Annotated in this window: 27 protein-coding genes, 1 pseudogene and 1 riboswitch; of the genes and pseudogenes, 6 read left to right on the top strand and 22 right to left on the bottom strand. The window is 39.1% G+C overall.

Features of this window, described 5'->3' with window-relative positions; all coding sequences use genetic code 11:
- The first annotated feature begins 76 nt into the window (after nucleotides 1-76).
- Entirely contained in the window at nucleotides 77-1,159 is a 1,083-nt protein-coding gene (locus AC5WOE_RS11255; RefSeq protein ID WP_496050285.1) for an LCP family protein, read from the top strand.
- A 52-nt stretch (nucleotides 1,160-1,211) separates the two neighbouring features.
- Nucleotides 1,212-1,832 carry a YigZ family protein gene (locus tag AC5WOE_RS11250; RefSeq protein ID WP_496050284.1) on the top strand — a complete coding sequence of 207 codons (621 nt, stop codon included), beginning with the start codon at nucleotides 1,212-1,214 and terminating at the stop codon, nucleotides 1,830-1,832.
- A gap of 71 nt (nucleotides 1,833-1,903) precedes the next feature.
- Here AC5WOE_RS11250 and AC5WOE_RS11245 read toward each other — a convergent pair whose 3' ends face one another.
- The 3 genes from AC5WOE_RS11245 to AC5WOE_RS11235 form a co-directional block, all read right to left on the bottom strand.
- A complete protein-coding gene (locus tag AC5WOE_RS11245) occupies nucleotides 1,904-2,101 on the bottom strand; it encodes a DUF397 domain-containing protein (protein WP_496050283.1) in 198 nt (65 codons plus the stop codon).
- 237 nt (nucleotides 2,102-2,338) lie between these two features.
- Complete coding sequence (locus tag AC5WOE_RS11240) at nucleotides 2,339-3,688, bottom strand: alpha/beta hydrolase family protein (RefSeq protein ID WP_496052617.1); 1,350 nt, start codon at nucleotides 3,686-3,688, stop codon at nucleotides 2,339-2,341.
- 204 nt (nucleotides 3,689-3,892) lie between these two features.
- Complete coding sequence (locus tag AC5WOE_RS11235) at nucleotides 3,893-5,065, bottom strand: cytochrome P450 (protein ID WP_496052616.1); 1,173 nt, start codon at nucleotides 5,063-5,065, stop codon at nucleotides 3,893-3,895.
- 321 nt (nucleotides 5,066-5,386) lie between these two features.
- On the opposite strand from AC5WOE_RS11235, the gene AC5WOE_RS11230 reads away from it, so the two are divergent.
- Complete coding sequence (locus AC5WOE_RS11230; protein ID WP_496050280.1) at nucleotides 5,387-5,761, top strand: hypothetical protein; 375 nt, start codon at nucleotides 5,387-5,389, stop codon at nucleotides 5,759-5,761.
- Between the two features lie 180 nt (nucleotides 5,762-5,941).
- Here the strand turns inward: AC5WOE_RS11230 and AC5WOE_RS11225 are convergent, their stop codons facing one another.
- From AC5WOE_RS11225 to AC5WOE_RS11210, 4 genes and pseudogenes are all read right to left on the bottom strand, one after another.
- A complete protein-coding gene (locus tag AC5WOE_RS11225) occupies nucleotides 5,942-7,231 on the bottom strand; it encodes a M20 metallopeptidase family protein (RefSeq protein ID WP_496052615.1) in 1,290 nt (429 codons plus the stop codon).
- A gap of 116 nt (nucleotides 7,232-7,347) precedes the next feature.
- Nucleotides 7,348-8,154: a MetQ/NlpA family ABC transporter substrate-binding protein gene (locus AC5WOE_RS11220; protein WP_496050278.1), complete on the bottom strand. Its 807-nt coding sequence runs from the start codon at nucleotides 8,152-8,154 to the stop codon at nucleotides 7,348-7,350.
- Between the two features lie 12 nt (nucleotides 8,155-8,166).
- A complete protein-coding gene (locus tag AC5WOE_RS11215) occupies nucleotides 8,167-8,835 on the bottom strand; it encodes a methionine ABC transporter permease (RefSeq protein ID WP_496052614.1) in 669 nt (222 codons plus the stop codon).
- 31 nt (nucleotides 8,836-8,866) lie between these two features.
- Nucleotides 8,867-9,625 (bottom strand): annotated as a pseudogene (locus AC5WOE_RS11210) (methionine ABC transporter ATP-binding protein); the annotation flags it as partial.
- Between the two features lie 34 nt (nucleotides 9,626-9,659).
- Nucleotides 9,660-9,763, bottom strand: a riboswitch (SAM riboswitch).
- A gap of 662 nt (nucleotides 9,764-10,425) precedes the next feature.
- On the opposite strand from AC5WOE_RS11210, the gene AC5WOE_RS11205 reads away from it, so the two are divergent.
- Nucleotides 10,426-10,695, top strand: coding sequence for a hypothetical protein (locus tag AC5WOE_RS11205; RefSeq protein WP_496050276.1), 270 nt, complete (start codon nucleotides 10,426-10,428; stop codon nucleotides 10,693-10,695).
- The gene (locus tag AC5WOE_RS11200; RefSeq protein ID WP_496052613.1) at nucleotides 10,668-10,937 is read left to right on the top strand and encodes a type II toxin-antitoxin system RelE family toxin; all 270 of its coding nucleotides are present in this window, start codon (nucleotides 10,668-10,670) and stop codon (nucleotides 10,935-10,937) included. The genes AC5WOE_RS11205 and AC5WOE_RS11200 overlap by 28 nt, the downstream gene beginning before the upstream one ends.
- A gap of 59 nt (nucleotides 10,938-10,996) precedes the next feature.
- Here AC5WOE_RS11200 and AC5WOE_RS11195 read toward each other — a convergent pair whose 3' ends face one another.
- The 11 genes from AC5WOE_RS11195 to AC5WOE_RS11145 all read right to left on the bottom strand — a co-directional run bounded on the left by AC5WOE_RS11195 (nucleotide 10,997) and on the right by AC5WOE_RS11145 (nucleotide 20,386).
- Complete coding sequence (locus tag AC5WOE_RS11195) at nucleotides 10,997-11,692, bottom strand: exopolysaccharide biosynthesis polyprenyl glycosylphosphotransferase (RefSeq protein ID WP_496050274.1); 696 nt, start codon at nucleotides 11,690-11,692, stop codon at nucleotides 10,997-10,999.
- An 88-nt stretch (nucleotides 11,693-11,780) separates the two neighbouring features.
- On the bottom strand, nucleotides 11,781-12,713 hold the full coding sequence (locus tag AC5WOE_RS11190) for an SDR family oxidoreductase (protein ID WP_496052612.1): 933 nt from the start codon (nucleotides 12,711-12,713) through the stop codon (nucleotides 11,781-11,783).
- 60 nt (nucleotides 12,714-12,773) lie between these two features.
- On the bottom strand, nucleotides 12,774-13,520 hold the full coding sequence (locus tag AC5WOE_RS11185; RefSeq protein WP_496050272.1) for an acyltransferase: 747 nt from the start codon (nucleotides 13,518-13,520) through the stop codon (nucleotides 12,774-12,776).
- 12 nt (nucleotides 13,521-13,532) lie between these two features.
- A complete protein-coding gene (locus AC5WOE_RS11180) occupies nucleotides 13,533-14,840 on the bottom strand; it encodes a nucleotide sugar dehydrogenase (protein ID WP_496050271.1) in 1,308 nt (435 codons plus the stop codon).
- Between the two features lie 15 nt (nucleotides 14,841-14,855).
- Nucleotides 14,856-15,959 carry a DegT/DnrJ/EryC1/StrS family aminotransferase gene (locus AC5WOE_RS11175; protein WP_496050270.1) on the bottom strand — a complete coding sequence of 368 codons (1,104 nt, stop codon included), beginning with the start codon at nucleotides 15,957-15,959 and terminating at the stop codon, nucleotides 14,856-14,858.
- Nucleotides 15,959-17,005, bottom strand: coding sequence for a Gfo/Idh/MocA family protein (locus AC5WOE_RS11170; protein ID WP_496052611.1), 1,047 nt, complete (start codon nucleotides 17,003-17,005; stop codon nucleotides 15,959-15,961). Before AC5WOE_RS11170 ends, AC5WOE_RS11175 begins: the two co-directional genes overlap by 1 nt.
- Before the next feature lie 320 nt (nucleotides 17,006-17,325).
- Entirely contained in the window at nucleotides 17,326-17,769 is a 444-nt protein-coding gene (gene fabZ, locus AC5WOE_RS11165) for a 3-hydroxyacyl-ACP dehydratase FabZ (RefSeq protein ID WP_496050268.1), read from the bottom strand.
- 71 nt (nucleotides 17,770-17,840) lie between these two features.
- Entirely contained in the window at nucleotides 17,841-18,365 is a 525-nt protein-coding gene (pgsA, locus tag AC5WOE_RS11160; protein ID WP_496050267.1) for a CDP-diacylglycerol--glycerol-3-phosphate 3-phosphatidyltransferase, read from the bottom strand.
- Nucleotides 18,366-18,428: 63 nt separating this feature from the next.
- A complete protein-coding gene (locus AC5WOE_RS11155; protein ID WP_496052610.1) occupies nucleotides 18,429-19,085 on the bottom strand; it encodes a DNA-directed RNA polymerase subunit beta in 657 nt (218 codons plus the stop codon).
- Nucleotides 19,086-19,279: 194 nt separating this feature from the next.
- Nucleotides 19,280-19,561, bottom strand: coding sequence for a sporulation transcriptional regulator SpoIIID (gene spoIIID / locus AC5WOE_RS11150; protein ID WP_496050265.1), 282 nt, complete (start codon nucleotides 19,559-19,561; stop codon nucleotides 19,280-19,282).
- Between the two features lie 141 nt (nucleotides 19,562-19,702).
- Complete coding sequence (locus tag AC5WOE_RS11145; RefSeq protein WP_496052609.1) at nucleotides 19,703-20,386, bottom strand: peptidoglycan DD-metalloendopeptidase family protein; 684 nt, start codon at nucleotides 20,384-20,386, stop codon at nucleotides 19,703-19,705.
- A 236-nt stretch (nucleotides 20,387-20,622) separates the two neighbouring features.
- Here AC5WOE_RS11145 and splB point away from each other — a divergent pair, with 236 nt between their 5' ends.
- Nucleotides 20,623-21,642, top strand: coding sequence for a spore photoproduct lyase (splB, locus tag AC5WOE_RS11140; RefSeq protein WP_496052608.1), 1,020 nt, complete (start codon nucleotides 20,623-20,625; stop codon nucleotides 21,640-21,642).
- Nucleotides 21,643-21,720: 78 nt separating this feature from the next.
- Here splB and AC5WOE_RS11135 read toward each other — a convergent pair whose 3' ends face one another.
- From AC5WOE_RS11135 to murA, 4 genes are all read right to left on the bottom strand, one after another.
- Nucleotides 21,721-21,864, bottom strand: coding sequence for a hypothetical protein (locus AC5WOE_RS11135; protein ID WP_496052607.1), 144 nt, complete (start codon nucleotides 21,862-21,864; stop codon nucleotides 21,721-21,723).
- Between the two features lie 188 nt (nucleotides 21,865-22,052).
- A complete protein-coding gene (locus tag AC5WOE_RS11130; RefSeq protein WP_496050261.1) occupies nucleotides 22,053-22,184 on the bottom strand; it encodes a hypothetical protein in 132 nt (43 codons plus the stop codon).
- Between the two features lie 138 nt (nucleotides 22,185-22,322).
- On the bottom strand, nucleotides 22,323-23,315 hold the full coding sequence (spoIID, locus tag AC5WOE_RS11125) for a stage II sporulation protein D (RefSeq protein ID WP_496052606.1): 993 nt from the start codon (nucleotides 23,313-23,315) through the stop codon (nucleotides 22,323-22,325).
- Between the two features lie 414 nt (nucleotides 23,316-23,729).
- Nucleotides 23,730-25,025, bottom strand: coding sequence for a UDP-N-acetylglucosamine 1-carboxyvinyltransferase (gene murA, locus AC5WOE_RS11120; protein ID WP_496052605.1), 1,296 nt, complete (start codon nucleotides 25,023-25,025; stop codon nucleotides 23,730-23,732).
- Nucleotides 25,026-25,039 lie beyond the last annotated feature (14 nt).

Below are 25,039 nucleotides of genomic sequence, written 5' to 3'. Positions count from 1 at the left end.
GAAATAAACTATCATTACATTGTAGTATGTTTTATAGTGTGAAATTATTATTTTTTATTAGGAAGGAAATGGACCGATGATGGAACGCGTGGACCAAAGCCGTAAAAAACGGGTTAATCATAAAAAACGAAAAAAATGGGTTCTACGGATTTCTCTGTTCTCTTTAGTGGCCATTTTAATCGTAGGAATTTACTTTGTCGGCACCATCTGGGGCGCTCTGACTAAGGGACATGATACCGACCAACAAAAATCTAAATTCCGAACACAAGAAGTTGATATAAATAAAGACCCCTTTACTGTATTGTTTATCGGAACGGACCAATATGATACAAAAGCGGAAGAAGAATCTTTTCGCACAGATGTACTGATGGTTGCAGCAATAAATCCTCAGAAGAAAACGATTAAATTGGTAAGTATACCAAGAGATACCTATGCGACTATAGCCCATACAGATGGCTTTAAAACAAAAATAAACGCTGCTGCCTTTTGGGGTAAACAAAAAGGCGTTAACCCAATCCAAAATACTCGTGAAACGGTAGAAACTTTATTGTATGGTGTGCCAATCGATTACTACGTGAAAATTAACTTTAAAGGATTCATAGATATCGTCAATGCAGTTGGCGGTGTTGACGTAAACGTCCCAATGACCTTTAGAATAAGTACATTTGACCGTGTCGTTCAATTTAACAAAGGACCTATGCATCTAAGCGGAGAAGAAGCTCTGCCTTATGTGCGAATGAGAAAGAAAGATCCACTGGGCGATCATGGCCGAAACAAACGCCAACAAGAAGTAATCAATAAAATTTTGGATAAAATAGTGAGTTTTAACTCTCTCTCCAATTTTACCAAGATAACGGATGCAGTTGGGAATAACTTAACTTATAGTATTAATCCAGATGAATTTTTAAGTCTAGCTACCATTTACAAAAACACTCCAAAATCTGGCATTCAAACTTCGACAGCACAAGTAGAAGATAAAAAAGTAGATGGTGTATGGTATAGCTTCATGAAAGAAGACGAACGCAAACGACTTAGTAAAATATTGAAAGAGGAACTAGGTCTGCCCACAACAGACAACGGGGAAGTTGATTCCAGCACAGATAGTAACGATGGTGGAGACAGTAGCGGAAGTAATAGCTCAGACAGTACCAATAACTAACAACTACAGATAGAGCGGCCTTGTGCCGTTCTATTTTTTTGGGGGTCAAGCTATGGGCAAGACGATAGGTGAATTTGGAAAAACGGAAATAACCATTCAAAAATCCCGATTTATTTGTCAGGCACTAAGGGTAGAGACAGAAGAGGAAGCGAATCAATTTTTAACCACAATACGCAAAAAATATTGGGATGCTACTCACAATTGTTTTGCCTATATCATCACAGATCAAACGCAAAAATCTTCCGACGATGGCGAACCAGCAGGAACGGCCGGCCGGCCAATTCTAGAAGTTATTCATAACAAGGGATTGACACATACTGCAATTGTAGTAACTCGTTACTATGGCGGGATAAAATTAGGTACAGGCGGTCTAGTTCGTGCCTATAGCCAAGGTGCTACTGCTGCTATTGAAGCCGCAGGCACCGCCCTTAGATCATGGTATCAACAACTCATCCTCAACTTTGACTATTCTTTCTTAGGAAAAATAGAACACGAACTTCATCAAGCTGCTCTTATTTTAGATACTCCAGCTTACAGCGATAAAATAACATGGTCGATCTGGGCTCCTGTCGATAAAACAGATAACTATAAACAAGCCTTTATCAATTGGACATCTGGACAAGGTAAAGTCATGGAGGGAATACGAGAAGAAAAAATAATAGCGGAAACATAACTGTGCCCCTAGACGATGATCATTCACCATCTAGGGGCTTTTCCTTTACCTGCTCGCTAGATCAAGCAGGATCAGGGCTTGAAGGTCTGGATGAATGCACTCCAAACTTCGGGAGAAGCTGCCACAGTCGGTCCCTTGGGACGCTTACTGTCACGGATTTCGAAACGAGAAGCGCCTTGGTCAGAGTCTGCCACCTTGACCTCTACGCAGTTTCCTCCGTTCCCTCCGGACTCACTGGACTTGGTCCAGACACCTCGTTTGAGTGCCATGAATTTCTCCAACCGCTCTCTCTTCACACCATCAGATGAATGGTGTTTCTTTACGGTATATCTATTGTAAAACACTACAAATTTAACTTCAATTATTTTAAGATGATCAGAATAATATGCTTGAATATTTGGAGCCGGCCGCCTCCCGTTTTTGATGTCACTCCATATTAGAAAGGTAGAAATAATCCCCAGTAGTAAGCCCAAATGCTAAAGAGTAAACCTAAACCAACTAATAAACTATAGCGAAATATCAGGTCTCAGGGCTTTTTTACTAAATCCGCGGAGAGCCAAGATGATGGAAAGCAAGGTTGTAAGACATGCAAACACTTGGATAATCATCCAGATGAGCGGGCGGTCCCACATGATTGGGCCTAAAATTTTAGCCCCTTTGGACCAAATCATAATAAAGTAAGTTGCAAAACTAAGAGTTGCGAGAATACCTGAGGTGATGATCCAACCTGCATATCCTTTAATCGGGGATGCTTTCTTTTCTCTTCGATTAAACATAGAGTTTACGATGGCAACAAGGTACCCGAGCAACAAGATACTAAGTATTGCAATCTCCACACCTAGTGAATCATACCCCTTCACGTCTTGAATGAGATTGTGATACACCTCTACATCTTGTGTAGGAGTTTGTCCCATTACTTTAGATACTGGGGGTTTTCCTTTTACTACTTGATCCAGCCAACTTGTTACACCCTCGTCATAACCTGCTGCAAAAGCAGCATACCTTTCAAATCCCGTTTTATCTGTTTGATGAGCAGCATGGTCTGCATTTGCAATATATAGAATTGAACCATACTTATTGCCATTTTGATCCCAGATTTTTTTCAGCTTTTCTGATCCTTCTACAGCTGGTGTAAGACGGTCTTTACTTCCCCAGACTGCAAGAATTGGCTGCTTCACTTGTTTTAAATAATACTCTGCATTATGATCTGCTTCTGGAAACATACCAGAAGTGAATACAAATCTCGATCCTTTTATTACTAATGAATCAATAATATTTTGCGATGTAACCCCATTTTGCACAAAGCGATTTTGGATATTGTACGTTTGTTGTTGAATTGGAGTAACCACTGGTGTTCCTAACAAAACTACGAACGAAATATCTTTTGATTTAGCAGCAGCCATCGGGGCAACCCATGCACCTTCGCTAAATCCCCAAATACCAACTTTTTGTTTATCCACACCTGATTGAGATTGAAGCGTATGCACTGCTGCTAAAGCATCTTCTGATAATATTTCTAATGTACGGTTTTTATATTTGTCTCGTTTATCATAGACCAAAGTTGCAAAGCCTGCTTTCACAAATACTTCTGCATCCTGTCTTAACTTCTCTCTTTCTTTTTGGCCTGAACCATGAACCAGTACAATGCCCGGATGTTCTCCTTTTCCGTTCGGCATCAAAATGGTACCGTGCATGGTAGTATTTTGGCTTTGAAACGTTATCTCTTTTTCTGCATAATCTTTGATCGGTGCTGCATGAACATATAAAACATTTGTCAACATAGACAAACATATCAGAGTTAATGTTATGGCCATAAGACGGAGCATCGATTTAGCGGAAGTTATTTTTGATTTCATTTTTTATTTCCTCTCTTTTGCTTATTTGATATTTCGATTATAGGAGGAAATAAATATAAAAAAATCAAGCATAGGATGGGAATTCCACTAAGACCCGAGTCCCAAAATGTTTAGGGCTACAGATAGTAGATCAATAAAAGCAAAAAGACTTGAGTTTCAAAATAAACCCAAGTCTTTTAATATACAAGCTAACTGCATGAAAAATTAAGATTCACGCTTTTTGAATACAATTGGTAGTGATTTGATGGAAAACATAAGATTTATTTCATTCATCTCTGGTTCCTTGCCAGCATCCTTCAATTCCAATTGTTTAAACTGGGCAAATAGTAATTCCAAAACAATTTTCGCTTCTAATCTTGCTAATGGTGCACCTAAACAAAAATGAATACCGTGACCAAAGCTTGTATGCTTTAAATTCGTTCTGTTTAAATCAAAAGTATCTGGATTTTTAAATACAGATGCATCTCTATTTGCTGATCCCATCCAAGCATTGATGAGGTCACCTTTTTTTATGGTTTGACCACCTAATTCAATATCCTTTGTAGCAATTCGATTGATGTATTGTACAGGAGCTCGATATCGTAATAATTCCTCAATTGCTGTTGGGATATCTTCAGGATATTGGTAAAGATACTCTTGAAATTCTGGATTCTCGATAAAAGTATATAGAGCAGCACTGATTAAATTAGTTGTTGTTTCATTCCCAGCTACTAATAGGGTAATACAAAATGCAAGAAGGTCTTGTTCAGATAGTTTTTCTCCTTCTAAATCAACTCGTTGTAAATGAGAAATTAGATCGTCTTTTGGTTCTTTTAATCTCTCTCCAAATAAATTCATAAAATATTGAGCCATTTCTTGCTGAGCTTGGAAGTAACCAGTGACTCCACCTTCTACTTCTGTAGGGTTTTTCACGATGATAGTGGACCAAAATTTGAATTTGTCTTGATCCTCATACGGAACACCAAGCATTTTAGCAATTACTTTTATAGGTACTGGAATAGCTAGATCAGCTGTAACATCCATTTCTCCTTTATCTGCTACTTTATCCAATAATTCCTGCGTTATTTCTCGGATCCAAGGTTTCATATCCTCAATTACTTTAGGTGTAAATGCTTTAGATACGAGTAACCGAAGTTGTTTATGACGTGGCGGGTCCGACACTTGAATGGCAGCTGATAAAGTATTGTCCACTTTTGGAACATATTCTGATGAAAAGTTTTCCCAATCATAAAGTACTGTCTGCACATCATTATAGCGAAATACATGCCAAGTTCCTTTTGAGCCGAAATAGTGCATATAATCCTTGTCATAAAAGACTGGATTTTCCGCAGACATTTTTTTATACCAAGGGAAAGGATTAGAAACAGAATGGTTCAATTGATCTCCTCCAGAAGTAAAATTCAATCTATCTAATATTCTATTCTATTACAGAAAGAAAATAAATGAAAATTACCACTATTACTATTATTATGCTTATGTAGTGGGAAAATAATGTACAATAAATATTATATGGATGCAATATTGATTATTTCATATTATAATAATTAAATCTATTCTAAATAAGTAGAATTAAAAATTAACATGTTATCCATTTCACCCACATTCCACCAAACTTAACATAATGAGCTTTCTAAATATTATTCAAATCTAAAAAAGGACACTAACCACAGTGAACAATTTGAGAAAGGATAAAAAATTATGATCAAAACGATTACGATGTTTAAAAAAATAGAAAATGTGGATGCTCTTCTCAAATTTTATATCGAGACCATCTTTCCAACTATTCACCAAATCCCTGGAGTTCTATGTACGGATATTACAAGAGTATTTGATGTGAGCCCCGATATTGACCAAGACGTCAAAGGACTTGATATCATTATGGAAACTCACTTCGAATCAGAAGAAATAATGAACGGACTTGTTTTTTCGAAGGAAGGATATGAATTGATGTCCAAAGCAAGTGAAGTATCTGGTTGTGAAATCTCTTTTTTTGTTGGTAAAGAAAAAAGATTTTCCGCTGAACACACAGATGATCTACGAAAAACAATCGCTGAGATTGGGTATGAAGAATAAATAAAAGCAAAAATATTTTGGTTACATATAATAGTAAAAGGAAAAAATAACTGACCTCAAAACTGAATTCTAACTATCTTCTTTTGAATTTTATCAGAAAATTGCTGCGTCCCCAAAACAAGGAGTCTTAGGGACGCTTTCATTTTTATATTCTATTATCTATTTTATTTTCGTACAGGTTTACTTGTTCAGCTTGTAGAGCAAGAAGAGAACCATTGCTTTAATTGCTCCCTGGATTGCTTCTTCGTTTACCCGGAAATCTCGACTGTGAAGGCTGCTGTTTTCCCGATCCGGGAATGCAACGCCTTCCCTAACGATCAGCGTAGGGCAATATAGTGTCGCATATCCAAAATCTTCTCCCCCATTTGACCTTGGAGCTTCATTCAGGACATGCTCGCCGAAGTGACTTGCCACGATTGCGGAAAACTCATCCACGAGCGTGGCATCACAGATGACAGCAGGGTAGCCATCTACTATGTTTACCTCCACCTGATAATCAGGATAGCAGGAGATAAACTTCTCAGAAAATTCCCTGAGCATCTGCTTGATGAGCTGACGAATCGCTGGATTATGACAGCGAATGCTTCCATTGAGGATTGCTTCGCCAGAGATCACATTGACAGCACTATCGTTATTCGGATTCAGCGGATCTACTTCCCCACACAGAACCTTGGTGAGCTCCGAGCAAGAAGAAGAGGCCGTCAGTCCAAGTGAATGTGCCCAGTCATAAAGCTCTGGGTGTTTAAGAGACCAATGCTCCTCAAGCCCATCATGCAAAACTTCGTCCAAAAGGACAAGCAACCTTGCCGCAATCGGAAGTGGATTTTTTGCCTTATCCGGATGACCAGAGTGCCCGCCCTTTCCAATGACACGAATAGAGAATGTGTCATAACTGGCGGTTATGGCACCCTTGCGCAAGCCAAACTGACCGGCGAGGAAATCTGGTGTGACGTGATACATCACTGCTGCATCATAGACATCACCAAGTTGTTCGGTCATGAATTTCAGCATGTCCTTACAACCACCTGGTGGTGTTTCTTCTGCAGGCTGGAACATCACGATGAGGGTTCCATTGAATTTATCTTTGTTTTCATGAAACCAGAGCATGATGGCAAATACTTGAGCAGTATGGACATGATGCCCACAACCATGGAATGAGTCGTTGAACTGTTCGTGTACCCCTGCATCCGGATGCGGTTGGCCCGATAGAGCATCCATGTCTCCCCGAAGCAAGATAACCGGTCCGTTACCACCATTTTTCTGTCCGACAATCTTTACGCGCAGGCCGTACGTCCTGTCCTGCTCCACAGGGATTTGCTCGTAATCCACACCATGCTCTCGAAGCTTGTCTTCCAAGTAAGGAAGCGTCCACCTTGCCTCTTGAAAAGAAGGGCATGGATGAGCGTACATCTGACGGCTGATTTCAACAGCCAGGTCAACTAGTCTTTTTGAGATTTTGGGTTGAGTCACAATAACTCCTAAGTGAGTTTTGTACAGGACGTTTTCATTATAATATAAATATTTATATTTTTCTTTACTAAAAAAGAGTAAATTCCGTAGAATTTACTCCAATGGGAAATATAGTTTTAAAATGCAGGTACTACTGCACCTTTATATTTATCTTCTATAAACTTTTTCACTTCAGGAGAGTTCAACACTTTCGCTAGCTTTTGAATACGAGGGTCATTCTCTTTCCCTTTCTTGGTTGCAAGCACATTCACATATGGCGACTTAGAATCCTCAATAAAAATTGCATCTTTTGTAGGATTTAGTTTTGCTTGAAGTGCATAGTTGGTGTTGATGATCGCAAGGTCAACTTGATCTAAAACCCTTGGTAACATAGCTGCTTCAAGAGGCTTGATTTGAACATTTTTTGGATTAGCAACAATATTTTTAACCGTTTTTTCACCATTTCGATTGTCCAGCTTGATCACACCATTTGCATCGAGTAATAGCAAAGAACGGGTGATTTCTGATGTAGCATTAGGAACAGCGATAGTAGCTCCATTTTTTATTTCAGATTTATTTTTGATCTTTTGAGAGTAAGCACCCATTGGTTCAATGTGAACACCAACTACTTTTACCAAATGAAATCCGTTTTCTTTATTTGTTGTTTCCATCCAAGGAATGTGTTGAAAATAGTTAGCATCAATTTGGCCTTCTTCTACAGCACGGTTTGGTAATACATAATCTTGAAAGACCTTTACTTGAAGATCAACACCTTGTTTTTTCAAAATTGGTTTTACATAATTTAAAATTTCCGCATGAGGAACCTGTGTTGCTCCTACTGTCAATGTTTGTAATCCAGTACTTTTACTAGTATCTGTGTTTCCACAAGCAGACACGATTACTGCAAGAATAAGAGAAAAACTCAATAATAGCCACTTTTTCATTCCTATACACCTCTATGATTGTAAGTTTCGTTTATCTAATCGACGGGAAATAAAATCTCCAATCCATTGAACCAATTGCACCATTACAACAAGTAGTATTCCACAAGCAAACATCATTTTTTCATCAAACATCTGAAATCCGTAGCGAAGTGCAAGGTCACCGAGACCTCCTCCTCCAACCATCCCAGCCATTGCAGAATAACTGATTAAACTAACACATGAAACGGTCAAACCCGAGATGATCGCCGGCATTGCTTCTGGCAGGAACACACGCAATATAATCGTGAAAGGACCTGCACCCATTGCTTCTGCTGCTTCTACTACCCCACGATCAATTTCCCGGATAGCAGTCTCCACCATTCGAGCAAAAAATGGTGCCGCACCAGCAATCAACGGAATGGTCGCTGCCGTTGTTCCAAGTGATGTACCTAAAATCCATTTCGTAACTGGAAATAAAAATAAGATCAAGACGATAAAGGGTACAGCACGAAAAATATTTACAATAAAGCCTAAAACCTTTTGTAACCATGTTTGTTCCCAAAACTGACCTCGATCTGTAACTACTAATAAAACACCCAAAGGTACACCGATCAATGCTGCAAAAAAAGTAGAAATCGCAACCATCCACAATGTTTCCTGTGCTCCTTGAATAATGAGGTTCCAATCCAGACTAGGAGACATTTCGATTCCCCCCTTTCTTAGGTGTTAGACCCAAAAAAGATTTAGTTACCGTGTGCTCAGGGTTGGAGAAGACATCCGCTACTTTTCCTGTTTCCACAATGCGGCCAGCCTCAAGGACTGCAACTTGACTGCAAACTTTTTCAACAACAGACATTTCGTGTGTAATAAATACAAACGTAATACCTGTCTCCTGATTAATTTCTTGAATTAATTGTAAGATGGAGTCTGTTGTCGCAGGATCGAGTGCAGAGGTGGCCTCATCACAAAGTACGATCTCTGGATGATTTGCGAGTGCTCTAGCAATTCCCACACGTTGCTTCTGCCCACCACTTAATTGTGAGGGATAAGCATTTTTCTTGTCTGTAAGTCCGACACGTTCTAACAATTCTTCTACACGAACCTTGATTTCAGACTTCTTCTTGCCCACAATTTGCATTGGGAACGCGACATTTTGAAATACTGTTCGAGATGATAACAAATTAAAATGCTGGAAAATCATTCCGATCTTACTGCGAAGCTGACGTAATTCCAACTTGTTCAGATCCGCGATATTTTTCCCCTTTATCAAAACATCGCCTTCAGTTGGTTGTTCTAATCCATTTATCATTCGCAGCAAAGTACTTTTACCTGCTCCGCTATGACCAATAATCCCAAGCATTTCTCCTGTCTGTACTTCTACAGACACACGATCAAGTGCTGTTACTTCAGCATATCGTTTGGAGACGTTTTGCAACTGGATGAAACTCAATTTCAAAGCACCTCCTAAAATAATAAAAATCCCTTTCCGCATAGATGCAAAAAGGGATATATTATCATATCGCCTTCTCTCATCTGCCAGAACTAAAATTCTGTAGGAATTGGCACCTTTCCTTAACGGATGGTTGCCGAGGTATCATAGGGCCTGTCCCTCCACCTCTCTGGATAAGAGAACTACATATCAAGTTAACTTTATTATAATGGATAAAAATATAAAAATCAACATGGAAATATAAAGAATAAGCATAGAAACCTATTCCGATTTCAAGTGATCAACCAAAATGTTTGTAAATGCTAAATCATTTTTAACTACATAAAAATAGAACAACAGATTACTCGGATTACCAATACTAGAAAATATCTGTCCCCTGCGCTATGGTAACCACGGGGAACATTTTTATTTCAAATCAAACATTATTCTGAAATAATATAAGCCAAATTGTAATAATGACATCTGATATTACCCCAACATTACAGTTCATTTACATTTCCCCCCAAATCCTTTAAACCTCACACATTTTGAATATAATAAAGACATCAGATCAAAACGGAGGTGTCTTTGATGCAATACACAGTGGTAGGTAAGTTTTTCTGGTTGGGAGTTATGAATGCAGTGTTACTCAGTATTCCGATGTGGGGTCTTATCTACTTGGCGCTAAAAAGCATTTTTTAGACCCTGTGTAAAAAAATCAGGACACTTATATAGAATGAATCAAAAACCGGGAATCCTTTAAAGATACTCGGTTTTTGTATTCTGTTGAAATAACAGGCCTATTGCAACAAGAAAAAAAGGGAATACAATGTAGGTACAATTTAGATACAGGAGGGATGAGAATGGGCGTTACAAACGAAGAACTATATGAGCTAATTGACAAATTGGATGAGAAAGAAAAAGAAAGTTTATATAAATTCCTTCGCCCTTGGTCTAAACGCAAACAACCAACAATAAATGAAGTAAAAGCTTATTGGAACATGATCGATCAATTAGAACCGGAAGATATTCCCTTATCAGATGAAGAAACTCGTCAAATGAACAGTCCAGAAGAGTATGTGGCATGGGAGGAGCTTATGAAAGAATGCAAGAAGGACGAAACGAAAGATTAGTGTATGAATTAATTATCAAAAAAGAAGCAAAGAAATTCATCCTAAAACAAAATGAACAAATGAGACAAAGAATACTTCAAGAGCTTGATAAATTACGAAATTTCCCTTCTGTGGATTGTGATATTAAGCCCTTGAAAGGTTACAAAAAAACATATCGACTCCGAATCGGTACTTTCCGAGCTTTGTTTGAAGTGAATGCAGAATTTGCAGTAAACAATCGGGTGATATTTATAAGTGAATAATTCATAATATTATGTATATATAACATTTTAAAAAAATGGAGCATCTGCTCCATCTTTTTTTATCTTGCTCCATCTCCAGTAAATACAACTTTAATGGTACGGAAGAAGATTTTTGTATCTAATTTAAAAGATTGTTTTTGGATGTAGTACATATCCAAGTCCAATTTCTCCGCTGGGGTCATTTCATAACCACCATTGACTTGAGCCCAACCAGTAAGACCTGGTTTAACCAACAAACGATTTTTAAATCCAGGAATTTCTTTGTCAAATTGCTCGGTAAACATTGGACGTTCGGGACGTGGACCAATTAAACTCATTTCACCATTTAAAACATTGAATATTTGTGGCAACTCGTCAATCCGCGTTTTACGAATAAAATTTCCTACTTGAGTAACACGTGCATCATTTTTTGAAGCCCATTGTGGTCCATTTTTCTCAGCGTCACTGCGCATCGATCTTAATTTCCATACATTAAATAGTTTTCCGTTTTTGCCAACTCGTTCTTGTTTATAAAAGATAGAACCAGGTGACTCCAGTTTAATCGCAACCGCAGTGACGAGAAGCACCGGCAATGTGACAACCAGTAATAAAAGGGAGAATAATATTTCAAAAGTACGTTTTATCGCAGGATACATAACCCCACTCATACCTGTATCCCCAAAATACAATTGTGTCTGGTTTTCTGCCATTACTTTGGAACGCATCTCTTCACCACTCCTACTTATATATCTATATCCAAATTTGTTTGGTTTCATTACGAAAGTAACATTTATGTTACAGGAATATTTCATGACCTGTAACTTAGTATAAAGTAGTTGTAATGAAAGTACAAGAGGTTAAATGTTACAATATTTTAGTAGAATTTTGAAGTGAATAATATTGGTAAGTCTTACGCAATCCCTCATCCAATGATACTTTTGGAGTCCAATGCAAACTGTTTTTTGCCTTATTTACAGTGAAATAACTATGCTTAATATCTCCAAGTCGCTCTTTTTCATAATTGGTTTCTTGGGACTTCCCACTGACTTCCTGTAGTTTTTCCGCCAATTGATTCAAAGTAGTATGTACACCTGTCCCAATATTAAACACTTCGTTATTACCAGCTATCAGCGCTGCCAGATTGGCTCTGGCGACATCTTCTACATAAATATAGTCTCTCGTTTGCTCTCCATCTCCAAAGATCGTAAAAGGGCTTTCCGCCAGCACTTTATCGATAAAAATAGAAATGACTCCGCCTTCACCTTGAGGATCTTGACGAATACCATACACATTTGCATAACGTAAGATGGTAAATTCCATCTCATACATTTGCTGATACACCCGTAAATACTGTTCCGGTGTGTATTTGGATATCCCATATCCAGAAAGCGGGCCTACAGGATGTCTTTCATCAATAGGGACATACTGTGGATCTCCGTAGACTGCTGCCGAAGATGCATAAACAAACTTTTTGGTACCATGCAAACGTGCAGCCTCAAGAAGATTAATCGTACCGAGAATATTCATATGCGCATCATAGACTGGCTGACGGACTGATGTCTGCACAACAGTTTGTGCTGCCTGATGAATAACTACTTCCGGTTTTTCACGTTGAAAAACTTCTTGAATCTTAGCATCTTCCATATCGATACGGTAAAATGCTGCTTTTTGATTTAGGTTTGTCTCTTTACCGGAAGACATGTTATCAATGATGACCACTTTATGACCTGTTTCCAGCAATTGATCCACAATATGTGAACCGATAAAACCAGCTCCACCAGTTACAAGAACCTTCATCTCCCTAACTCCTCTCCTATAAAAATGGGAACAAGTTTTTTGCCTTGTTCCCCATTGAGATTACTCTTGGTTTTCCAGTTTTTCTTTGGCTGGCACATCACGCAAGGTACGAGCAGGAACACCCACATATACTTTTGCTACTTCAGTATCTTTGTTAACCAACGCACCTGCTGCAATAAAACTCTCTTCTGCAACAGTAACACCAGGCAATAAAATAGAAGCTCCTCCGACTCGGGCACCTTTCTTGATATGTGGCCCACTAACCAATTTAAATCGCTCCTTTGTACGACCCATAAAGTTATCGTTGGTTGTCGTAACAGTTGGAGCAATAAATACTCGTTCTTCGATGGTAGTATAAGCGGTAATATAGGCATTGGTTTGGATTTTGGTATAGGACCCAATTTCTACTTGGTTTTCTACTGCTACTCCTCGTCCAACCACAACTGAATCACCAATGGAAACTTTCTCTCGAATGGATGCTTGGTCTCCCACCATCACTTCGCGACCGAGTTTACTGCCTCGATAAAGCACTGTATTTGCCCCTAATGTGGTTCCTTCACCAATTTCAAGCGCAGGCAGGCTTGTATCAACTTTTACGGTAGAAGCTTTAGCTGGTCTTGGCCAACGACCTACTACACAATTATCAGAAATAAACACATGATCCTTGACAACCGTATCAGCATGAATGGTGACATTGTTTCCAATGGTAACATTATCCCCAATCACTGCTCCTTCTTCGATCACAGAAAAGTAGCCGATTGTTACGTTTTGTCCCAATTTTGCTGTGTCATGAATATAATGTTTCATGCGACACCTACTTTATAATTTTTCGTAGTACGCGTTGATGTTTTTGATATCTTTTAGTGCATTTCGTGTATCAAAAATAGCAGTAGAAGCATCAGCAATTTGTTGATAATCAAACGCAGTATGATCTGTCGTGATCAATACCAAATCTGCTTCTTTTAGTTTCTCCTCAGTCAGTTCGACTGTCTCATAAACCTTTCCATCTAGTCGGAATGAAGGAATATGCGGGTCCACTAAATCAAAATCAGATTGGTAATTCTCAAGCAGCTTGATGATTTCCATTACAGGTGATTCGCGATAGTCATCGATATCTTTCTTGTAAGCAACACCGAGTACTAACACTTTTGCTCCTGAGAGTGACTTTTGATAGCGGTTCAAGATTTTCATCGTACGATCCACTACGAAATTCGGCATTTCATTATTGATCTCACCAGCCACTTCGATCAAACGAGTGTGGTAATTGTATTCCCGTGCTTTCCAAGTAAGGTAGAAGGGATCAATGGGAATACAGTGCCCACCTAGCCCTGGACCTGGATAAAAGGCCATAAATCCATAAGGTTTTGTTTTTGCAGCCTCGATAACTTCCCATAAATCAATGCCCATTTTATTACAAAGAATAGCCATTTCGTTTGCAAGACCAATGTTGATGTTACGAAATGTATTTTCCAAAATCTTTTCCATTTCCGCTACTTTTGGGCTAGAGACTTCATGCACATCGCCTTCTAAAACGCCGCGATACATAGCAGCAGCGATTTTGGTACAAGTAGGGGAAACACCACCTACTACTTTTGGGGTGTTTTTTGTATTAAAGGTTTTATTTCCTGGGTCTACACGCTCTGGAGAGTAGGCAAGATAAAAGTCTTTTCCAACTTTTAAACCTGTTTCTTCCAAGATCGGTTGTAACACTTCTTCTGTCGTACCAGGATAAGTAGTACTTTCCAATACAACCAACATGTTTGGATGAAGATATTTTGCAATCTCTTTACCAGATGCCTCCACATAGGTAGTATCTGGTTGCTGGTACTTATCCAAAGGAGTAGGTACACAGATCGCAACGGCGTCTACCTCTTGGATTCTAGAATAATCAACGGTAGCCGTTAATTGACTGGAACGAATAATTTGCTTCAGTTCATCATCTACGACATCACCGATATAGTTTACACCATTGTTCACCATATCAACGCGCTTTTGTTGCACGTCAAAACCGATTACTTTATAACCAGCTTTTGCTTTTTCTACTGCAAGAGGCAAGCCTACATAACCTAATCCTACTACCCCGATTACTGCTTGTTTCGATTCAATTTTTTCGAGCAAACTGTTCACGAGCGTTCATCCCCTTTACTCAAAGTAGTTTCTCACAACCTGAACAATATGATCAATCGTCTCTCTACTTAGCTCTGGATAGAGTGGCAGAGCAAATATTTTTTTGGAAATGGTCTCTGCGTTTGGTAAATCCCCCTCTTTGTAGCCAAGCCCTTTATAGACTTCTTGTAGATGTAGTGGCAGAGGATAATAAATACCGGAAGCGATACCATTTTCCTTCAGATGAGCCATTAATCCTTCACGGTCTTCTGTCTGTACATTATACAAATGGTAAATATGTTTACGATCTTCAGCATGATATGGGGTTACCACTGGTAGTTCCGCTAATTTTTTATTGTAGTACGCAGCATTTTCAGCACGCGCATTGTTCCATTCATCTAAGCGACGTAATTTGATCCGTAATGCAGCAGCTTGAATTTCATCCAAACGACTGTTGTAACCAATCATGCTGTGGTAATATTTTGGACTGCTTCCATGCACACGCAAAATACGAAGTTTTGCAGCCAATTCATCATCGTTGGTAACGATCATTCCACCATCACCATAACCACCGAGGTTTTTTGTTGGGAAAAAGGAAAATGTAGCAGCATGTCCCCATGATCCAATTCTTTTCCCTTTATACTCTGAACCAATTGCTTGTGCTGCATCTTCTAAAACAAAAATGTTGTGTTGTTCAGCGAGTTCCATAATAGCATCCATATCAGCTGGTTGGCCAAAAATATGCACAGGAATGATCGCTTTTGTTTTTGGAGTAATGGCTTTTTTCAATTGCTCCACATCAAGATTGTACGTTTTGGGATCAATATCTACGAATACAGGAGTAGCTTTCAATTGGGAAACTACTTCAGCAGATGCAAAGAAAGTAAAAGGAGTGGTGATCACTTCGTCTCCTTCTTTAACCCCGGCAGCATCTAAAACAAGTTGCAGAGCATCTGTACCGTTTCCTACACCAATAGCATGTTTTACGCCGCAATATTCAGCTACTTCTGCTTCGAATGCTTTTGTTTCTGGACCTAAAATATAATGTCCGCTTTCCAAGACACGATCAATTGCATCACGAACTTCCTCACGAATACCTTCATATTGTTTGGTGAGATCTAACAAAGGAATTTTATTCATTATTTGATAGCTCCTTCTCGAGATTTTAACAACTGATCCATGCGTACAGGTTGACCTGTTTCAGCAGCTTGTTGGCATGCAATTACAAACGCCAAAGCTTCTCTTCCTTCTTTACCGGAAACAACTGGAATATAATCTTGAGCGATTGCATTGGTCATATCTTGGATAATACATTCATGTCCAGGAATACCAAATGGATCTTGATCTATTTTTTCAATCGTGTTCTGTTTTTCTTCTTCACTTAAGCCTTCAAAATTCCAAGTCTTTATCCAGTTTGCATTCGGTCCGCCAATTATTGCAGTACCCGTTTCTCCAAAAATAGATAGAGATTCTTCTAGGTTTTTTGGATAGATGGTAACTGCTGCTTCTAAAACTCCCAATGCCCCGTTTTTAAAACGAATCACAGATAAAGAAGTATCTTCTGCTTCGATATCGCGTAAACGCGTAGCATTGTAGGAACTAACTTCTTCGATTTCTCCCATCATCCATAGCATCAGATCCATGTTATGGATCGCTTGGTTCATCAAGACTCCACCATCCATCGCTTTGGTTCCTCGCCATGGTGCCTGATCGTAATATGCTTGGTTGCGATTCCAACGCACTGTCGCATTTGCATGACCAACTTTACCAAATGAACCCTTGTCCAACTGTTTCCTTAACTCAATAATAGCCGGGCGGAAACGATTTGGATGGACAACTGCCATTTTCACCTTGTTTCTTTCACAAGCTTCCATCATCGCATCTGCATCTTCTAAGGTAAGTGCCATTGGCTTTTCCACTACAACATGCTTTTTAGCTTCTGCAACTTGGATAGTTAGTGCTTTATGTAGCCCACTTGGAGTACAAATGGAAACAACATCTACTAGATTGCTGGAGAGCATGTCTTTTAAATCCAAAAAACCTTGGACATTATCTGTGACAAATTCCTGTAATCTTTCCTCATTGGTATCACATACAGCAGTCAAAACCGCGCCTTCCACATTTGCAATAGCCGCAACATGTTTTTTGGCGATATGACCGCAACCTACTATTCCATAGCGGATCATGGTATGTTACTCCCTCTCTTTAAGCAACATTTAATATTACAGTAACATTACGATCACTGTAACACAAATGAAATGTTTTTGATATAGTCAACCCTAAATAGACACACTTTATTGTTAATCTTCGTATGTACTGCAAGGCTCTTGCCAACTAAAATCCCACGTAATACGTGGGAAATAAGAGTCTGTTTCAATTGTCACAAGAGCCATAATTATAATTATGCACAATACCAAATGTCTCAACATAGCTAGTCACATTCGTTTTCCTGCTTACAAGAATTACTCAGAAATCGGTGCCTCACGAAATACATTCAAGTGAAGTATTATTTATCATTATCTCCATCCATGATAGCAAACATGATTTCTCCGTCAGCGACTATTTTGTCACCAACACGGGCTACAGCATTCCCTTTCCCCATTTTCCCACGTAAACGTGTCATCTCAACCTCAAGTTGGAGCGTATCTCCTGGCTTTACTTGTCCACGAAAACGGACACGATCAATACCAGCAAAGAACGCAATTTTCCCTTTGTACTCATCTAATATAAGTATCGAACAAGCTCCTACTTGTGCCAAAGCTTCTACAATTAACACACCAGGCATCACTGGGTAATCTGGAAAATGTCCTTGAAAAAAAGATTCATTCATCGTTACGTTTTTGATTCCAACTGCTTTTTGGCCTGGAACTACTTCTATAATCCTGTCAATCAACAGAAATGGATAACGATGAGGGATAACTTCTTGAATCTTATTAATATCCCATTCCATGTTTCTTCAACTCCTTTTCGCTAGCCAACTATACTCGATACAGTTTAGCATACGAATGAGGCGATGACGAGCTAGGTTACTCTTTTATTAGCAGAACGAATGAGAACGAAATAAATAAGAGTGGTTAAATAAGATAATCCAATGACATACCAAAGAAATGTTTGTGCACCATTTATGGAGAAGAGTAGGGTGAACAAAGCAATATAGAAGAGTACTGTTGTGAGTTTCCCCATAATATTTGCTGGGATTGTTTTCTTACCTTTTAAGTGAAACAGGGTGGAGTAGATAATCATGGAAATATCACGCAAAAAGACAGCAAATGCTGCCCATAAAGTAATTTTATGTGTAATGAGAAGCGATAAAAATACCGCAATGATCATTAACTTGTCTGCTAAAGGATCGAGAAGACTGCCTATTTCGGTTACAAGATTATAACGCCTCGCTATATATCCATCCACCACATCTGTAATTCCTGCTAGCAAAATAATCGCAACAGACCAATATAATTTACTAGGTATATCAGAAAAATATATAAATAGATAGGCAGGGACCAAGAAAAAGCGGAATATAGTAAGGATATTTGGTATGTTTATCATCTAAGACCCTCCAGCTACCACAAAGAATCCCGTCTTTGTGGTAATTCACACAGACGGGGTTGTTTATCCATAAATTAAATTGTATACATGTATCCACATATTCATATCAAATATATCACTAACCGGCTGACCGCCTACAACCGTGTGACCAATAATTAAGCTGACAAATAAGACAATAACTAAAAGTGCAGGGACTCCTAAAATCCATATACTACGTTTTACCCATCTGGAATCTGTTGTATACTCTTCTTCGTCTTCCTCGTACTCAACATAATCTTTTGCAGGGGGCTGATGGTGAATGGTGTTTAATTCTTCTTCTAATTTTTGCGGATTTAACGAATTTAATTCCTGTTCAATTGCTTTTAATTGTTCTGCATCGAATTCATAAGTTTTAAAATCAATCGGAGTAAGGGTATCTTCAATTCCAGCGAGTGGATCTTGTTTTTTCTTCTCCTTCCCCTCTTGTGAAGAAATGTTTGTTTCTTGTTCTTTCTCTACTTCCAATAAGGTTGCTGAAACTTCAGACTGAACACTATCTTTCTGGGTAGATTCTTCTTCTTTTACTTCCATTGCTTTTTCTTTACTTTCTTTTTGCTCTTCTTTTTCCTGATCCTCTTGTTCCTTGCTCCACTTTAATTCCCCAACTGGCAAACGATTGTCATCTTGTTCTACATTGACTTTGTCGTTTTTTGTATCTTTTTTATCTTCTAATTGACTCATGTGTCATACCTCTCCAATTACGATAAGCTTGTCCATCGAAATCACCTAACAAAAATATAACAAAGCATACCTCGATTCGTCTACTAACACCAGTGAATATTGTATTATATATTTTACCATATAATCAGAAGGTCGGAGATGGGACGATTATGTAAATTTTGAATACATCCGACCTTCCGAAATGTGAAAATTATTTATATAGGAATCCGCGCTACATCTTTGCTGCCTGCTTTGCGCTTATATTTTATTTTGGTAGCTTCTCCACCACGTAGATGTCTTATGGATTTATGATATTCTAAAATTTCTTTTACTTCATTAGCCAGATCCGCATTTATTTCTGGAAGTCTTTCTGTTAAATCTTTATGCACTGTACTTTTTGAAACCCCAAATTCTTTTGCTATTACTCGTACAGTACTTTTGGTCTCTACAAAATATTGACCAATTTTTATGGTTCTCTCTTTTATATAATCATGCAACTCCCCTCTCCTCCTTTCTGCTTGTTTGATACATTATATGAAGCGTACAACCGGTTATGCTGGTACAAGCTAGAAAGGATAGTTAATGAAAAGATGAATGAAGAAGCCACAAAAAAACGCCCTAATCATAAGGGCGTTTTTTTATTTTACATATTCATTTGGATTTAAAGCTTGGTTATTCTTCCGAACTTCGAAATGAAGATGTACACCTTCGTTTTTCTCAAATTGGTTTTGTCCTGCTTCCGCAATGACATCCCCTTTCACCACTGATTGGTTTAGCGTAACCTTTACATTGGACAAACTTTGGTAGATAGTGGTTAAACCATTTTCATGTTTGATCTCTACTAATTGACCAAGAACAGGATTTTTTTCTACTCTAACCACTTTTCCTGATGCGCTGGCAACAACATCAAATGATTTTCCATTTTTTCTAGCAAAATCAATTCCTGTATGAGGCCAATAAGTATCCGCATATTTGACCAATGCGCTTTCTTTCGCTTTATCACTAGCATTTGCATCGTAAAAATCCATCGTTTTGGTAACTGTTGGGTCACTGGCCACTGGTAAGGAAATCTGTTTTAGATTCTCAGATGGAACTTCTTCTACTGGCAAAACAGTATCAACATCAGGACTATTTGTCCGAGTTACATCCTGTTGTTTTGTAGACTGATACCACCATGCCATACCGAGTACACATACTGCAACAGTCATATAGAGCGCTGGAAAAAACCATTTTTTGTCTAAAAGTTGAGTAGTTTTCTTTGTTTTTTGGTTTTTGTTTTCATCCAGAAAAGAAACTTTGTTTTTTGGTTCTTCTGGTTTCATAAGCCTGATCACCTCTAGTGACCAGTCTCGACGCATATACACCTGTTTATACCTTAATTGGTAAATTTTGTTTCATCTTTAAGAAAAAATGAAACACTTGGTTAATATTTAGTGGGGGACAAATGCAAAAGCAAGAAAAGCTAAAAGAAACAACCATTTCATTGGTAATTATTGTACCTATTTTTCCTAACTTCTTATGGAAAAAGTATAAGTAAATGTGCAACAGGAGTTAACCCATGAAACTATTTCAACCTGAACTAGTTTACTTTGAACCGGCAGTTTTGGATTATCCACTTGGAAAAGAACTATATAAAAAATATAAACAAACCGATATCCCTGTAGAAATGACCACTTCCCACAATCGCATTACGAGTCTTCCAGGAGAAACGGAATTGGAAAAGTACCGGATTGCAAAGCGAACATTAGTGGTAGGTATTCGAAAAACACTTAAATTTGACACCTCAAAGCCATCCGCAGAATACGCCATTCCACTTGCTACTGGATGTATGGGGCATTGTCATTACTGTTATCTCCAAACAACGATGGGAGCACGTCCTTACGTTCGTATCTATGTAAACTTAGATGATATTTTCCAAGCAGCTGATCATTACATTGCCGAAAGGGCACCTGAGATCACTCGGTTTGAAGCTGCTTGTACCTCAGATCCAGTTGGCATTGAACACATTTCTGGCTCACTAAAAAAAGCGATTGAATATATGGGAGAAAAAGAATTAGGCAGGCTTCGTTTTGTTACCAAATACGCCAATGTCGACAGCTTACTCGATGCGAAACATAATGGCCATACTCGCTTTCGCTTTAGTGTTAATGCGGACTATGTCGTAAAAAACTTCGAACCCTCAACTTCTCCTTTAGCTGACCGCATTGAAGCCGCTGGAAAAGTAGCCAGAGCAGGATATCCACTCGGATTTATCATCGCACCGATCATGATATTTGATGGATGGGAAGATGGCTACTCGGATTTAATCCAAAAATTACATGATACCTTGCCGGATATAGATGACCTCACCTTTGAACTGATTACCCATCGATTTACAAAAACAGCAAAAAACATCATTGAAAAGCGTTATCCTAAAACAAAATTGGAGATGAACGAAGAAGAGCGGAAAAAGAAATGGGGACGTTATGGTCGAACGAAGTATGTATACCAAGATGTACATATGGAGGCAATACGTGTGCATATGAAGAAGTTGGTGCAGCAGTATTTTCCTCAAGCAGAGATTAGTTATTTGACTTAGTTCTTGCTTGAAATGGGCTCAGGGTGAGTCTAGATCACTCGTGTGATCCAGTCTCACCCTGAGAGGGGTTCAGGAGGACTACTTGCGGATCCCCTTACGCCCCTGACGCTTCTTACGGCCACCCGCACCGTAGGTACCGGCGACGGACGTGCCTCGCGACGGCTTGTTGCGGTCGGTGGCGAACATCTGCGCGATCTGGTGGGAGCTCAGCTTCTCGAGCATGGTAGTTCCTCCTGAACTGTATTCGGTTAACTTCATTATATTCAAAAGAAAATTGCAAATCAAGAAAAAAGAAAGGAAAACACCAGCAAACTATTTCGAATGCTGGTGTTTCTATTTATATATAGAATTTTATTTTTAGCATCAGACTGCCATGCATCACACATGGCAGTCCTTATGAATGACCAGAGTTACTTTACTAGCCGGAGATCGGATCGTCCCTTAGAAGCAATGTCGTAGACATTCACTTCCACGTAGATCTCTACACCATCTTCCGGATCAGGGAGACGATAGACCTTCCCATCACGTACATACGCGGGCATGAGCTGCGGGACTTCCTTTCCGTCCTCCATGATGTTTCTCTCGGTTGCATTCAAAGAACGGATCGCCACGATGCCTCTTCTCGTCTTTTCATGGTCGAATTTCTTTTTGATTATAGAAAAAATTATAATTGATATCAACTAATATTTTATATTTTCAATTTCCGTACCCCGATAATAATAGGTGATAATCGCTTCGGCTGACCTTCCTTGTTTTGCCATCAAATTCGCCCCCCATTGACTCATGCCAACACCATGCCCAAATCCATGGGTAATAAAAGTGATGTGATCCCCCGCTTGCTTCCACGAAAAATCAGAGGATGCCAATCCCAATGCCTCTCTGACTTCTCTCCCTGTAAAAATGTGATCTCCAATTTTGATTTTGGCAACTCGTTTTCCAGAAGTTCTTTTTAAAATTATAGGGTGTCTTTGTGAAAAGGCTGTGATGGAAACTTTTTTCCCAGTATGTTGTTCCAATGATTGGACGACAGAAGATACCGTGAATGTTTTACTGCGCATAAACTTTGGAGATAGTTTATCCCAAATTGATGGAACACTTCGCAAATATGGGTAGGCTTCTGTAAAATATTCCTCTGAGTTTTCTGTGTATCCATTACTAGTTGAAAAAAAAGCTGCATAGATTGGTTTATCTTGATAGGTAATAATTTTCCCTTTTGTTGAGTTTACTGCATCACGAACTTTTGTCATATTTTGTTGATAGTGAATTCCCCACTTTTTCTTTAGTTTTTCATCTGTAGCATATACTTGATCTTTAACCGTATCTGTAACGGTTGCTTCTTTATTTTTCACACGACTATAAATATAAGTACGGGCCGCCATCGCCTGTGCTCGTAGAGATTCGGGTTCAAATTCTGCTGGCATCTCAGAAGCTACCACCCCGCGAATATAATCTTCTAGTGGAAGCTGAACGATCTTTTTTTCAGCGGATAACTTAACATTTATATAAATTTTAGAGTCATCAGCTAGGTCATTGTTACGCTCAGGAGCGAGAGCATCTACTTTTATACCATCTTGCTGAAAGTCTACTAAAACCATTGGAATCAACACGATAGCTAGTGGTAAAAGGACAAAAAGGGAACACATCAATCCAACAAATTTGTAGTTATGGGACAAAAAAAAACCTCCTAACAGGAATCTTTCTCTTAGCCTATTAGCAGAAATAGTAGATTAGAACTCTTCTATCAAAGTAATATGTATCAGTCTTGCTCGTGCGAACCCATATGGCCGCACGAGCAAGCAGCATTCCTCACGACAAGAGGGTCACTCCTATGTTTGCGATGAGACAGAGAATCACTATGCCAGCGAGGACGTAAAAGAACATCCTCGTTTCTGAACATACAAATTCATCCACTCTCTCTGCCCTCTTTTTCAAGTTCTTTTGAGCTCGATTTTGCGAAGATAGAGTGATGAATTGACAGAATAGTTCCATCCCGAAAAACATCTTTTTCCCTTCTGTGCTGGAATACCTATGATTCATTATAAAGAAAAAAATCGCTCTAACATAGAGCGATTTCCACATTGGCAACTTTATGCATAGGAATGACTAGTTGCGGAAATTTCCTCTTCCACAGTTACACGCTTGATCTTTGCACCTAATGACTGTAGCTTCCCGACAATATCCACATAGCCACGATCCACATGATGTAAACCGTACACTTCTGTTTCTCCATCTGCTACGAGCCCAGCTAAGATCAAAGCTGCTCCTGCACGCAAATCTGTAGATGTCACTTGTGCACCGGAGAGCGGATGGCCTCCTTCGATCACAGCGGTTCTACCATCAATTTTAATATGAGCACTCATCCGTTTCAGCTCTTCCACATGCATAAAACGATTTTCAAATACGGTCTCTGACATGAGACTAGTACCTTTAGCAGTTAATTGAAGTGCCATCACCTGTGATTGAAGATCAGTAGGGAATCCTGGGTAAGGTAAGGTTTTGACATCAATTGGTTTTAATTCCCCTTCTGCCCGAACCAAAATACCATCTTCGCTCACCATCACTTGTACACCCATCTCGCGTAATTTCGCAATAAGAGGGATGAGATGTTCAGCAATCGCCCCTTCTACAAATACTTCCCCACGAGAGATAGCAGCAGCAACCATATAAGTTCCCGCTTCAATCCGATCGGTAATCACGGTATATTCGGTTCCATGTAAAAAGTCAACTCCATCAATGCGAATCTCATCGGTTCCAGCTCCCCGAACCTTTGCCCCCATTGCATTGAGGAAATTTGCTAGATCGACAATTTCTGGTTCACATGCTGCATTCTCAATCACCGTACGACCATTTGCAAGACTAGCTGCCATCATAATATTTTGAGTAGCACCTACACTTGGGAAATCCAAATAAATACTCGCTCCTTGCAGTCGATCTGCAACTCGGCCTTCAATATGTCCAGCTTCAATTTCAAATTGAACTCCCATTGCTTCTAAGCCTTTTAAGTGCTGATCAATCGGACGGCTGCCAATTGCACATCCTCCAGGTAACGGAATTCGCGCATGTTTTTTTCTCGCCAGAAGTGGACCCATAATGAGAAACGAAGCTCGCATTTTCCGAACCAAATCATACGGAGCTTGTGTGGTCTCAAATGTTTGAGCATCTATGTGTACGCTATCTTCTCCGAGTTCTGCTTTTATTCCTAAACTAGACAACATTTTGGTAATCGTTTTTACGTCGTCTAACATAGGCACATCCAAAATGGTAATACTCCCTCTTGCTGGCAAAATAGATGCCGCTATCAACGGTAGAACCGCATTTTTAGCACCATGTACTTTCACTTTGCCTTGCAAACGGTTTCCACCTTGAACGATAATTTTTTCCACATGTCTTCCCCCCA

It is taken from the genome of Shimazuella sp. NTD248 (genome assembly GCF_059510395.1).
The sequence above is the reverse complement of the archived record's forward strand: the minus strand, read 5'-3'. Positions and strand labels throughout refer to the sequence as shown.